The sequence below is a fragment of the Fusobacterium sp. DD2 genome (genome assembly GCF_018205345.1).
GTDB lineage: Bacteria > Fusobacteriota > Fusobacteriia > Fusobacteriales > Fusobacteriaceae > Fusobacterium_A.
In genome coordinates this window covers 1-13,071 of the sequence record NZ_JADRHM010000066.1, presented here as the reverse complement: position 1 = coordinate 13,071, position 13,071 = coordinate 1, and the positions used below count along the sequence as shown (strand labels likewise).

The 13,071-nt window shown below is 33.0% G+C and carries 14 protein-coding genes; all 14 read left to right on the top strand.

Annotated elements, in window-relative coordinates:
* Positions 1 to 95 precede the first annotated feature (95 nt).
* The 14 genes from ychF (at position 96) to disA (ending at position 13,036) form a co-directional block, all read left to right on the top strand.
* Entirely contained in the window at positions 96 to 1,193 is a 1,098-nt protein-coding gene (gene ychF / locus IX290_RS09400; protein ID WP_211492958.1) for a redox-regulated ATPase YchF, read from the top strand.
* Positions 1,194 to 1,282: 89 nt separating this feature from the next.
* Positions 1,283 to 1,774 carry a DUF177 domain-containing protein gene (locus IX290_RS09395; RefSeq protein ID WP_211492957.1) on the top strand — a complete coding sequence of 164 codons (492 nt, stop codon included), beginning with the start codon at positions 1,283 to 1,285 and terminating at the stop codon, positions 1,772 to 1,774.
* Positions 1,775 to 1,811: 37 nt separating this feature from the next.
* Positions 1,812 to 1,994 carry a 50S ribosomal protein L32 gene (rpmF, locus tag IX290_RS09390; protein WP_211492956.1) on the top strand — a complete coding sequence of 61 codons (183 nt, stop codon included), beginning with the start codon at positions 1,812 to 1,814 and terminating at the stop codon, positions 1,992 to 1,994.
* 286 nt (positions 1,995 to 2,280) lie between these two features.
* Positions 2,281 to 3,288: a phosphate acyltransferase PlsX gene (gene plsX, locus IX290_RS09385; RefSeq protein ID WP_211492955.1), complete on the top strand. Its 1,008-nt coding sequence runs from the start codon at positions 2,281 to 2,283 to the stop codon at positions 3,286 to 3,288.
* A 15-nt stretch (positions 3,289 to 3,303) separates the two neighbouring features.
* The gene (locus IX290_RS09380) at positions 3,304 to 4,296 is read left to right on the top strand and encodes a beta-ketoacyl-ACP synthase III (RefSeq protein WP_211492954.1); all 993 of its coding nucleotides are present in this window, start codon (positions 3,304 to 3,306) and stop codon (positions 4,294 to 4,296) included.
* A 60-nt stretch (positions 4,297 to 4,356) separates the two neighbouring features.
* The gene (gene fabD, locus IX290_RS09375; RefSeq protein ID WP_211492953.1) at positions 4,357 to 5,271 is read left to right on the top strand and encodes an ACP S-malonyltransferase; all 915 of its coding nucleotides are present in this window, start codon (positions 4,357 to 4,359) and stop codon (positions 5,269 to 5,271) included.
* Between the two features lie 51 nt (positions 5,272 to 5,322).
* Complete coding sequence (gene acpP / locus IX290_RS09370; RefSeq protein ID WP_101474074.1) at positions 5,323 to 5,544, top strand: acyl carrier protein; 222 nt, start codon at positions 5,323 to 5,325, stop codon at positions 5,542 to 5,544.
* Positions 5,545 to 5,616: 72 nt separating this feature from the next.
* Entirely contained in the window at positions 5,617 to 6,855 is a 1,239-nt protein-coding gene (fabF, locus tag IX290_RS09365) for a beta-ketoacyl-ACP synthase II (RefSeq protein WP_211492952.1), read from the top strand.
* A 23-nt stretch (positions 6,856 to 6,878) separates the two neighbouring features.
* Positions 6,879 to 7,601 (top strand): ribonuclease III, encoded by a 723-nt coding sequence (gene rnc, locus IX290_RS09360; protein ID WP_211492951.1) that lies wholly within the window; start codon positions 6,879 to 6,881, stop codon positions 7,599 to 7,601.
* On the top strand, positions 7,588 to 8,643 hold the full coding sequence (locus IX290_RS09355; RefSeq protein ID WP_211492950.1) for a radical SAM protein: 1,056 nt from the start codon (positions 7,588 to 7,590) through the stop codon (positions 8,641 to 8,643). The genes rnc and IX290_RS09355 overlap by 14 nt, the downstream gene beginning before the upstream one ends.
* A complete protein-coding gene (locus IX290_RS09350; RefSeq protein WP_211492949.1) occupies positions 8,615 to 10,084 on the top strand; it encodes an Rne/Rng family ribonuclease in 1,470 nt (489 codons plus the stop codon). The genes IX290_RS09355 and IX290_RS09350 overlap by 29 nt, the downstream gene beginning before the upstream one ends.
* Before the next feature lie 10 nt (positions 10,085 to 10,094).
* Positions 10,095 to 10,589, top strand: coding sequence for a pantetheine-phosphate adenylyltransferase (gene coaD / locus IX290_RS09345; protein ID WP_211492948.1), 495 nt, complete (start codon positions 10,095 to 10,097; stop codon positions 10,587 to 10,589).
* A 16-nt stretch (positions 10,590 to 10,605) separates the two neighbouring features.
* Entirely contained in the window at positions 10,606 to 11,988 is a 1,383-nt protein-coding gene (radA, locus tag IX290_RS09340; RefSeq protein ID WP_211492947.1) for a DNA repair protein RadA, read from the top strand.
* The gene (gene disA / locus IX290_RS09335; protein WP_211492946.1) at positions 11,981 to 13,036 is read left to right on the top strand and encodes a DNA integrity scanning diadenylate cyclase DisA; all 1,056 of its coding nucleotides are present in this window, start codon (positions 11,981 to 11,983) and stop codon (positions 13,034 to 13,036) included. The genes radA and disA overlap by 8 nt, the downstream gene beginning before the upstream one ends.
* The last annotated feature ends 35 nt before the right edge of the window (positions 13,037 to 13,071 follow it).

Below are 13,071 nucleotides of genomic sequence, written 5' to 3'. Positions count from 1 at the left end.
TGATTAATGATTTTTTACAAAAATTTATAGGTATTTACAAAATATTTAATATATGATAGAATTTGGAGTAATATAAATTTTCAGGAGGGCTTTTAATGATTGGAATAGGAATAGTAGGACTTCCTAATGTTGGGAAATCTACACTTTTTAATGCTATAACTAAAGCAGGGGCAGCAGAGGCAGCTAACTATCCATTTTGTACAATAGAACCAAATGTTGGAATGGTAACAGTACCAGATGCAAGACTAGATAAACTTGCAGAGATAGTAAATCCTCAAAGAGTTATGCATGCAACTGTTGAATTTATTGATATAGCTGGACTTGTAAAAGGAGCAGCTAAAGGTGAAGGACTAGGAAATAAATTCCTTTCAAATATCAGATCAACTGCAGCAATATGTCAGGTTGTAAGATGTTTTGAAGATGATAATGTAATTCACGTAAGTGGTTCAGTAGACCCTATAAGAGATATAGAGGTTATAAACAATGAGCTTATATTTGCAGATATGGAAACAATTGAAAAAGCAATTGAAAAACATAAAAAACTTGCAATTAATAAGATAAAAGAGTCAATGGCACTTATGCCAGTATTGGAAAAATGTAAAGCACATCTCGAAAACTTCCAATTATTAAAGACTCTACAATTAGATGAAGAAGAAGCAAATCTTATAAAAGTATATCAACTTCTTACTATAAAACCTATGATTTTTGCTGCAAATGTATCAGAAGATGATTTAGCAGAAGGAAATGAATATGTTGAAAAAGTAAAAGAATATGCTAAAGATTTAGGATCAGAAGTTGTAATAGTTTCTGCTAAAGTTGAAGCTGAACTTCAAGAGATGGATGATGAAGAGAGTAAAAAAGAGTTTCTTGAAGCTTTAGGAGTAGAGGAAGCAGGACTAAACAGACTTATAAAAGCAGGATTCAAGTTATTAGGACTACAAACTTACTTTACAGCAGGAGTTAAAGAGGTAAGAGCATGGACTATTAACATTGGAGATACTGCACCAAAAGCAGCAGGAGTTATCCATACTGACTTTGAAAAAGGGTTCATAAGAGCTAAAGTTGTATCTTATGATGACTTTGTAAAATATTCTGGATGGAAGGGAGCTCAAGAGGTTGGAGTTCTTAGATTAGAAGGAAAAGATTACGTTGTTCAGGATGGAGATTTAATGGAATTTTTATTCAACGTGTAGTTGAAAAAGTTCGATTGTTAAGAAAAATTACTTGACAATATCTAAAAAACTTAGTAGAATATCTAGGTGTACGATTGGAGGAGATTGCTTTGAAACTCTTGATTAAGGATTTTAATGAAGGTTTGGCTAATACTCTAAAGTTCGATTTTTACATTGACCGTATGGAAGATGTGGAACTTGCAGAAAGAGTACATATAATTGGAACAGCTGTTAACAACAATGGAAAAATAAAACTGACTGGGCACTATAAGACAAAAGTCAACACTCAATGTGTAAGATGTCTAAAGGAAAATGTAATTGATTTAGAAAATGATTTTACAGCTACTTTTTTAGATGAAACTCAGTACAGAGAATATTTAAAAGGTTTAAGTCAAGAATGTGATATTACTGATGAAGAGATATATGATGAAGTAGTAGATGGAGAGATTGATTTAGACAATTTGGTTAGAGAGTATATAATACTTGATTTGCCTCCATATCCACAATGTCAGCCTAAGTGTGAAGATGATTCACATATTGAAAAATATAAGGATGACGGGATTGACCCAAGGTGGCAACAATTATTACAAATAAAAAATTAATTTTTAAATAAGATAAGTAAGTAGGAGGGAAACTAAGATGGCAGTACCTAAGAAGAAAACATCAAAAGCTAAGAAAAACATGAGAAGATCTCATCACGCTTTAACTGGAATAACTTTAACAACTTGTGAAAAATGTGGAGCACCTAAGAGACCACACAGAGTATGTCTTGCATGCGGAGATTACAAAGGTAAAGAAGTTTTAACAGAACAAGCTGAGTAATTTAAAGTGTTTAATTAGATAAAAAAAGACAAGAGTTGATCTTGTCTTTTTTTATTTTATTCTGAATTATATAAATTTTATTGAAAATAGTTATATTTTTCTCCTGTTATGTTATAATGATGTAGATTTACCAATAGCTATCATTATACATAGAGTTGCTGATGAAAAAATAAAAATATAGGTGTAATTTTATTATAAAAAAAGCAGATTAAAAGTAAAAAAGTTTTCAAATTAGCTATCTTTAATGTATAATATAGGAAGATAATTTGTAATCAGGAGGAGAAAGATGAAAATAGCATTAGATGCTATGGGTGGAGATAATGCACCTATTGAAACAATAAAAGGAGCTATGGAAGCTCTAAAAGAGATAGAAGATCTTGAGCTTGTGCTAGTTGGACAGAAAGAGATAATAGAAAAAGAGATTTCAAAATATAAATTTGATAATAATAGAATAGAGATATTAGATGCAAGAGAGGTAATACTTATGACAGATGAACCTGTAAATGCTGTTAGAAGTAAAAAGGATTCCTCTATGAACAGAGCCTTAGAACTTGTAAAGGATGGAAAGGTAGATGCCTCAGTGTCTGCAGGTAATACTGGAGCACTTATAACTGCAAGCCAGTTGAAATTGAAAAGGATTAAAGGGGTACTAAGACCAGCTATTGCTACTATGTTCCCAAATAAAAAGGGAAATATGCTTATGCTTGATTTAGGTGCCACAGCAGATTGCAAAGCGGAATTTTTAAATCAGTATGCTATGATGGGAACAAAATATGTAGAGATTTTACTTGGAAAGAAAAATCCAAGTGTTGGACTTCTAAATATAGGTACTGAAGAGGGAAAAGGAAATGAGCTTACAAGAGATTCATATGAGTTATTAAGAGAAAACAAAAGAATAAATTTTGTTGGAAATGTAGAGAGTACATCTATGCTGGATGGAGATATAGATATAATAGTAACAGATGGATTTACAGGAAATATTGTACTTAAGACATCTGAAGGCATAGCAAAGTTTATGCTTACATCTATAAAAGAGGAAGTGGAAAAATCAATTATCTATAAGATTGGAGCATTACTTTTAAAACCAGCTATAAAAGCTATAAAAACAAAGATGGATTCATCTGAATATGGTGGAGCTATGTTTTTAGGGTTAAATGGGCTTTCTATTAAGGCTCATGGTAACTCTGATGCTACAGGGATAAAGAATGCTATAAAAGTTGCAAATAGATTTGCTCAAATGAAATTTGTAGATGAATTAAAAAATATTATTGATATAAAAGAGAGCGAGATATAATTATTAGGAGGAAAAATGGATTTTAAAAGCGTTGGAATCAAAGGAATAGGGTATTATGTACCTGAACATGTTATGACAAACTTTGAGTTCGAAAAATTAATTGACACATCTGATGAATGGATAAGAAGTAGAACAGGAATTCATGAAAGAAGATTTGCATCTCCTGAGCAGGCAACTTCAGATCTATGTGTAGAAGCTGCTAAAAAAGCTTTAGCAAATGCAAAAATGGAAATAAAAGATATCGATCTTATTCTAGTTGCAACTTGTACTCCTGATTATCTTGTACAGGCTACAGCATGTCTGGTACAGGAAAAACTTGGAGAAAAAGGAATACCATGCTTTGACCTCAATGCTGCATGTAGTGGATTTATATATGGTCTTACAGTGGCAGGTGGAATGATAAGAGGTGGAGTATATAAAAATATACTTGTAATAGGAGCAGAGACACTATCTAGAATAATAGATATGCAGGATAGAAATACCTGTGTGCTATTTGGAGATGGAGCAGCTGCAGCTGTAGTATCAGAAGTTGAAGAGGGATATGGATTCTTAGGAACATATCTTGGAGCTGAAGGAGAAGATGACAATATCTTAAAGATACCTGCAGGGGGATCTAAAAAACCTAATACAGCTGAAACAGTTGAAAACAGAGAAAATTTTGTAACCATGAAGGGTAAAGATGTATTTAAATTTGCTGTACATGCTCTTCCAAGTGCTACAAATAAAGCTTTAAAAATTGCTGGAATGAAATCTGAAGATTTAAAGATGGTATTCCCACATCAGGCAAATATAAGAATAATTGAAGCAGCAGCAAAAAGAATTCACGCTCCAATAGAGAAATTCTACATCAATCTGCAAAGATATGGAAATACATCTTCTGCATCAGTAGGAATAGCTCTAGGAGAGGCATATGAAAGAGGAATGGTTAATAAAGGAGATATAATTGCTTTAACAGGATTTGGAGCAGGTCTTACTTATGGATCATTAATCATTAAATGGGCATATTAATAAAGATTGACATAAATAAAGTGCTGTGATATATTAAGCACGTAATCGGAGGAGGATTAGATGTCTAAAATAGCTTTTGTTTTTCCAGGACAAGGTGCACAATACGTTGGAATGGGAAAAGAACTTTATGAGAATAACGAAACTGCTAGAAAAGAGTTTGACAAACTATTTTCAAGTCTTGATTTTGATTTGAAAACTGTTATGTTTGAAGGACCAGCAGAAGCATTAAAAGAAACAAAAAATACACAACCTGCAATAGTATCAATGAGTCTTATACTGACAAAACTTCTTGAAGAAAAAGGTATAAAACCTGATTTTGTTGCTGGACACTCAGTAGGAGAGTATGCTGCATTTGGAGCAGCTGGATATCTTTCTATTGAAGATGCTGTAAAATTAACTGCAGCTAGAGGAAAGTTTATGAATGATGTTGCACAGAAAGTAAATGGTGGAATGGCAGCAATCATAGGACTTGAATCTGATAAGATAATAGAAGTATTGAAAACAGTTGATGGAGTAGTAGAAGCAGTAAACTTCAACGAACCTAAACAAACTGTAATAGCTGGAGAGAAAGATGCTATAGAAAGAGCATGTGTAGCTTTAAAAGAAGCTGGTGCTAGAAGAGCATTACCTCTTGCTGTATCTGGACCTTTCCACTCTTCACTTATGAAAGAAGCTGGAGAAGAGTTAAAGAAAGAAGCAGAAAAATATAATTTCAAAATGACAGATGTTAAATTAATAGCTAATACAACTGCAGAAATTATAAAAAATGTGGATGAGATAAAAGCTGAAATTTATGCACAAAGTTTTGGTCCTGTAAAATGGGTTGACACTGTTAAAAAGATGAAAGCAGAGGGAGTTACAACAATTTATGAAATTGGACCAGGAAAAGTTTTATCTGGACTTATTAAGAAAATAGATAAAGAATTTGAAATAAAAAATGTAGAAAAGCTTGAAGATTTACAAAATATAATGTAAAATCTATTATAAATACTTTATAGACATAAAGAAAAATTAAGGAGGAAAAAAATGTTAGATAAAATAAGAGAAATAGTAGTAGAACAATTAGGAGTAGAACCTGAGCAAGTAGTACCTGAAGCAAACTTCGTAGAAGACTTAGGAGCAGACTCTCTTGATACAGTTGAATTAATAATGGCTTTTGAAGAAGAATTTGACGTAGAAATTCCTGATACAGATGCTGAAAAAATAAAAACAGTTCAAGATGTAATTGATTATATTAGCAACAAATAATTAAATAGAGCCAGACGGGGTATTTAAGTACCCCGTTATTTGTATATAGTAAAATTAATTTGAGGTGATATTGTGAACAGAGTAGTAGTTACAGGAATTGGACTTATAACTGCCCTAGGAACTGGACTTGAAAAAAGCTGGAAAAGAATATTAAATGGTGAAACTGGAATTAATAAGATAACATCTTATGATACAACAGATATGCCTGTTCAAATAGCAGCAGAAGTAAAGGATTTTGATCCTTTAGATTTTGGTATAGAAAAAAAAGAGATAAAAAAATTAGCTAGAAACACTCAATTTGCTATTGCAGCTACTAAAATGGCTCTTGCAGATGCAAATTTTACAATAGATGAAACTAATGCAGATGAAGTTGGTGTTATTGTATCTTCAGGTATTGGAGGAATAGAGATATTTGAAGCTCAACATGAAACTATGCTTCAAAAAGGTGTAAGAAGAATATCACCTTTTACAATTCCTGGAATGATTGCTAATATGGCTGCTGGAAACGTAGCTATATATTTTGGTGCAAAAGGACCAAATAAAGCAGTTGTAACAGCTTGTGCTGCAGGAACTCACTCTGTTGGTGATGCATTTGAAATGATAAAGAGCGGAAGAGCTAAAGCTATGATAGCTGGAGGAACTGAAGCAGCTATAACTCCATTTGCAATGAATGCATTTGCAAATATGAAAGCACTTTCTACAAGAAATGACGAACCACAAAAAGCATCAAGACCATTCAGCCTTGACAGAGATGGATTTGTAATGGGAGAGGGAGCAGGAATCCTTATTTTAGAAGAGCTTGAATCAGCTAAAAAAAGAGGAGCAAAAATATATGCTGAAGTTGTAGGATATGGAGAGACTTGTGATGCTTACCATATTACAGCACCAGCTGATGGTGGAGAAGGAGCAGTAAGAGCATTTAACATGGCTCTTAAAGAGGGAAATATCAAACCTGAAGAGGTTGGATATATAAATGCTCACGGTACATCTACACCAGCAAATGATAGAAATGAAACAGCAGCTATAAAAGCTGTATTTAAAGACCATGCAAAAGATCTTTTAGTATCTTCTACTAAAGGTGCAACTGGACATGGACTTGGTTCTGCAGGAGGAATGGAAGCTGTATTTATAGCTAAAGTACTAGCTGATGGAGTGGTACCACCAACTATCAACTATGACAATCCAGATCCTGAGTGTGATTTAAATTATGTACCTAACAAAGCAGTAAATGCAGATATAGAAGTTGCAATGTCGAGTTCTCTTGGATTTGGTGGGCACAACGCAGTTATTGCTATGAGAAAATATAAATAAAATTAGGTAAGAGGAGGAGAATTTTGAAGAAAAATTACTTAGATTTTGAAAGAAATCTTGGATATTCTTTTAATAACAAAGATCTTCTTAAAAATTCACTTCTTCATAGATCCTTTGGAAATGAGCATAGAAAATACAAAAAAATAAGTAATGAAAGACTAGAACTGCTAGGAGATGCAGTTCTAGATCTTGTCGTTACTGAATATTTGTATAAAAGCTATGAAAACTCAACAGAGGGAGATTTAGCAAAAATAAAATCTATGGTAGTAAGTGAGCCTGTATTAGCAGCTATTTCTAAAAAATTAGAAGTGGGAAAATATCTTCTTTTAAGTAGAGGAGAGGAACTGACAGGTGGAAGAGAGAGAAGTTCAATATTAGGAGATGCTTTTGAAGCGATATTAGGAGCTATATATATAGACTCTGACTTTGAAACAGCTAAAAAATTTGCATTGAGCCATATTAAAGACTCAATAGATAATGTGGATACCAATGAAGAGATTCTTGACTTTAAAACAATTCTTCAGGAATATAGTCAAAAGGAATATAAGATTATTCCTGAGTATTTGGTAATAAATGAGATTGGACCAGATCATCAAAAAATATTTGAAATTGCAGTTAAGATAAATAATGGAGTAGATAAAGAACTTGTAGCAGTTGGAAGTGGGAAAAATAAGAAAAGTGCTGAACAGGCAGCAGCTAAAGTTCTATGTAAAGAGTTAGGGGTAAAAATACATGAAACATTATAATATTCCGATATTTATCAGTCATTTTGGATGCCCAAATTCTTGTGTTTTTTGTAACCAGAAAAAGATAAATGGAAGAGAGACTGACGTCACAATAGAAGATTTAATCGAAACAATAGAGACCTATTTAAAAACTCTTCCAAAGAAGTCCAAGAAAGAAGTGGCTTTCTTTGGTGGAACTTTTACAGGAATTTCTATGGGGCTGCAAAAGGCATATTTAGAGGCAACATATGAGTATATAAAAAGAGGGCTGATAGATGGTATAAGACTTTCTACCAGACCAGATTGCATAAATGAAGAGATAGTAGCACAACTAAAAAAATACGGGGTAACAGCAGTAGAATTAGGAGTTCAGTCATTAGATGAGGAAGTACTTTTAGCAACAGAGAGATATTATCCAGTTGAGGTAGTTGAAAAAGCATGTAACCTTATTAGAGAAGCTGGAATTGGTTTGGGAATTCAGCTTATGATAGGATTGCCAAAATCAACTACTCAAAGTGATTATGAAACTGCAGTAAAAGCTCTTGGGATGAAACCTGAAATGGTAAGAATATATCCAACACTTGTAATCAAGGGAACAAAGATGGCAGATATGTATAGAGATGGAGAGTATCATGCTCTATCAATAGAGGAAGCCATTGAGAGAACAAGAAAGATATATGCACTTCTAGAAATAAATGGAGTGAATATAATAAGAGTTGGACTTCAGCCAAGCGAAGATTTAAGAGAGGAAGGAACAGTGTTAGGTGGTCCTTTCCATCCAGCATTTAGAGAGCTTGTAGAAACAGAGATATACTTTGACTTTTTTAAAGAGATAGTTGAAAAAGAGAAAAAATTGGATATTTTAGCTAATGAAAAAAGTGTATCCAGATATGTTGGAATAAAAAAAGCTAATAGATTAAGATTAAAGGAGTACTTCAATATCACTATAGACAATTCAATTGATAGAGATGATATAGTTGTGAATGGAAAAAAATATTCTAGGTTAGATGTACTAAGGAGAGAGTTGAAGGAGAATGAAGCAGATAGTAATCAACATAGATAAATTCCAATCAAGAGCAGCTATCATTGAAGATGGAAAGGTAATGGAGATATTGATAGAAAGAGCAGAAGAGGGGCGTATTAATGGCAGCATATACAAGGGAAAAGTTGCTAATGTACTACCAGGGATGGAATCTGCTTTTGTAAATATAGGCCTTGAAAAAAACGCCTTTTTATATGTAAATGATTTGAGGGAATTTGAAGAAACTTATCTGGATGGGATAAATAATAGCAGTAGACCTATTGAAGATATACTTAATGTAGGAGATGAAGTAGTCGTACAAGTCCTTAATGAGCCCAGAGGGACAAAAGGAGCAAGAGTGACTACACATTATACCCTGCCAGGTAAATTTTTGGTTTTAATGCCAAATAACGACCATATAGCAATATCTAAAAAGATTAAAGATGAAGATGAAAGAAATCGTCTTGAAGAACTATTTAGAGATATAACACCAGAGAATATGGGAGTAATAATAAGAACAGCTGCAGAAGGTAAAACAGTTTTCCATTTTGAAAGGGAGATGGAGTACCTTGTAAAAAAATGGGAAGATATCGAGAAAAAAACAAGTGATGCTAAAATAGGTGAAGTTTTATATAAAGACAATGGAGTGGTTACAACAGTATTGAGAGATATTTTTACTACTGATGTAGATGAACTAATTGTTGATGATATGGAAGTATACTGGGAGATAATAGACTATATTAATGCTTTTAGTGAAACTAATCTTAAAACTAAGATAAAGCTTTTTAAACCTGATCACGATGAAAATATTTTTGAACTATACAACATAAATCATGAGATAGAATCTGCACTGAAAGAGGAAGTTCCTCTTGAATGTGGAGGTTATCTTGTAATAGAAAAAACTGAGGCTTTGGTAAGTATTGACGTAAATACTGGAAAAAATACAGGAACTTATAATCTGGAGAAAACAGTTGTAAATACAAATATCGAAGCAGCTAAAGAGATACCAAGACAACTGAGATTGAGAAACCTTGGTGGAATCATAATAATTGACTTTATTGATATGAGACTTGATGAAGATAAGAAAAAAGTACTGGAGACTTTAGAGGAAAATCTTGCAAAGGATAGAATAAAGAACAATATAGTACATTTTACTGATTTAGGTCTTATTGAGATGACAAGAAAAAGAACTGGAAAACCATTGTCTCATTATTTTCAGGATACATGTCCTATGTGTAATGGAACAGGAAAGATAAAATCTAAAGAGGCAATTATCCATGATATGTTAAAAGAGCTTAAAGAGTGTTCTTTTGACAGTGATATAAGTTCTATTAAAATATCTCTTTCAAAAAAATTAAAAGAGGCATTTAGAGATACGTACTATGACTTTGCATTAGAATATCTTAAACATAAAAATAAAAAATTAATTTTGGAAAACAATGGGCGTGACGATTACAGTTTCGACATAGTTTTGATGAAGTAAGGATGGAATTATGAGAATTGGAGTTTATGCAGGAAGTTTTGACCCTATTACTAAAGGGCACTATGATGTTATAAAAAAATCACTTAGAATTGCTGATAAGGTAATAGTAGCAGTAATGAACAACACAAATAAGAACTGCTGGTTTACACTTGAAGAGAGAAAAAATATGGTAAAGATGCTTGTAGATCACTTTGGAGATAAAGTTGAAGTTAAAAGCTTTGATGGACTTTTAATTGATTTTATGAAGCAGAATAATGCAGATATCATAATCAGAGGATTAAGAGCAGTATCAGACTTTGAATATGAACTTGGATATGCATTTGTAAATCACGATCTTTCATATGGAGATATTGAGACAATCTTTATTCCAGCAGCTAGAGAGTATATGTATCTTAGCTCAAGTGGAGTTCGTGAAGCTGCAAGTGTTGGAGCCAGATTGGATATTTTTGTAGATGATAAGCTTATTGATATAATAAGAGAGAAGGCTAAAAGCCGTAAAAAATAAAGGATAGGTTGTTGCAGTGGCGAAGAGTAAAAGCTTTTATGTATGTAGTGAATGTGGATATAAGACTGAAAAATGGATAGGTAAATGTCCAAAATGTAATAGCTGGGGTACCTTTGAGGAGGAGATCAATATCTCAACTTCTGCAGGGGCACCTCTTTCCTCTTCAACTTCTGTTGCAGATACTTCTAAGAATGTTTTTTCTTTTAATGAAGTGACTTTTGAGGAAAAGGATAGGCTTACTACAAAAGTTGATGAATTTGATAGAGTACTAGGTGGAGGACTTCTAAAAGGTGAAGTTATACTTATTACTGGAAATCCAGGAATTGGTAAATCCACTCTTCTTTTACAGATTGCAAGTGAGTATTCAAGTTATGGAGATGTAATATATATTTCAGGAGAGGAATCTCCAGCACAGGTTAAAAATAGAGGAGAGCGTCTTAAGATAAAGAGTAACAGGCTATTTTTGATGTCTGAGACAGATATTTCCAAGATTTATGAATATCTTATTGTAAAAAAACCTCTTGTAGTGGTTGTAGATTCTATACAAACGTTGTATAATTCAGTTATAGACTCTATTCTTGGCACACCTACTCAGATTAGAGAGTGTACTTTGAAAATAATAGAGCTTGCAAAGAAGTATAATATTTCATTTTTTATTGTTGGACATATTACAAAGGATGGTAAGGTAGCTGGACCAAAACTTTTGGAGCATATGGTAGATGCTGTATTTACCTTTGAGGGAGAACAGGGGCTATTTTATCGTATCTTAAGAAGTACTAAAAACAGATTTGGATCAACTAATGAACTTGCAGTATTTAGTATGGAAGAGGATGGAATGAAAGAGGTAAAAAACTCCTCTGAATACTTTTTAAGTGAAAGAGATGAAAAAAATATAGGAAGTATGGTTGTTCCAGTACTTGAAGGGACAAAGATATTTCTAATGGAGATACAGACACTTTTGACAGATGTAAGTATTGGAATACCAAGAAGAATAGTACAGGGATTTGATAGAAACAGAATTCAGATATTAGTAGCTGTAGCAGAAAAAAAGATGGGACTTGCTCTGGGCATGAAAGATCTCTTTTTAAATGTACCAGGTGGACTGTCAATTGCAGATCCTGCTGCAGACCTTGCTGTTTTAATCTCTCTTCTATCTGTGTATAGAGGGGTGGAAATAAGCCAGAAAATAGCAGCAATAGGAGAACTGGGACTAAGAGGAGAGATAAGAAAGGCATTTTTTATTGACAAGCGTCTTAGAGAACTGGAAAAATTAGGTTTTAAAGGGGTATATGTACCTGAAACAAATAGAAAAGAGATAGAAAAAAATAATTATAATCTAAAACTGATCTACTTGAAAAATTTAGAAGAACTTTTAGAAAGGATGAATAGAGATGGATAGCCAAAAATTAGAAGAGATATTGAAGTTTGTGGCTCCAGGCACAGCTCTTAGAGATGGTCTTAACAATATATTAGAAGCTGGATTGGGAGCTCTAATAGTAGTTGGGTATGATGATGCCGTAAAGAAAATGAGTGACGGGGGATTCCTTTTAGACTGCGAATTTTCCCCAGAAAGAGTTTATGAACTGGCCAAAATGGACGGAGCAATAATTCTTGATGATAAATGTGAAAAGATTTTATGTGCCAATATTCATCTACAACCTGATAGAAGATTCAGTTCAAGTGAGAGTGGAACAAGACATAGAACTGCAGAAAGAGCAGCTCAGCAGACAGGTAAACTTGTTATAGCTGTATCTGAAAGAAGAAATGTAATAACTTTATACAAAGATGATGTAAAATATAGACTTAAAGAGACTGTAGCAATAGAAAGTGAGGCTTCTCAGGCTATTAAGACTATGGAAAGATATAAGTTTGTATTGGATAGATCTCTGGGAAATCTTACTATTTTGGAACTTGATAATACTGTAACAATGTATGAAGTTGCAACTACTCTTCAGAGATTTGAGATGTTAAGAAGAATAGGTGCTGAGATAAAAAGCTATATTCTTGAATTAGGAGTAGAAGGAAGACTTCTGAATTTACAGTTCCAAAACCTTAATCAGGATATAGAGGAAGATGAATTAAATCTTATAAAAGACTACATTCCAGATAATATGGAATACAAAGATGTAAAAGAGCAGATAAGTCTTTTAAATGACGATGAACTTTTAGGAATTGAAAATTTCTCAAGTGCATTGGGATATGGTAAAACATACAGTACCCTTGATAAAGAGGTAAGCCCTAAGGGATATAGAGTATTGGGAAGAATTGGAAAACTTACTAAGAAAGACGTGGAAAAACTTGTAACTGAGTACAATGGAATTTCTAAACTTCAGGATGCACCAGATGAAGAGCTTTCAGAGATGAAAATAAGTAAAGCTAAGATAAAAGCTTTAAAGAATGGATTAAAGAGATTAAAGCTTACAGTTGAACTGGAAAAGGTAGATTAAAAAAGTTAAGGACTTGGAAAACTAATATTTTCAAG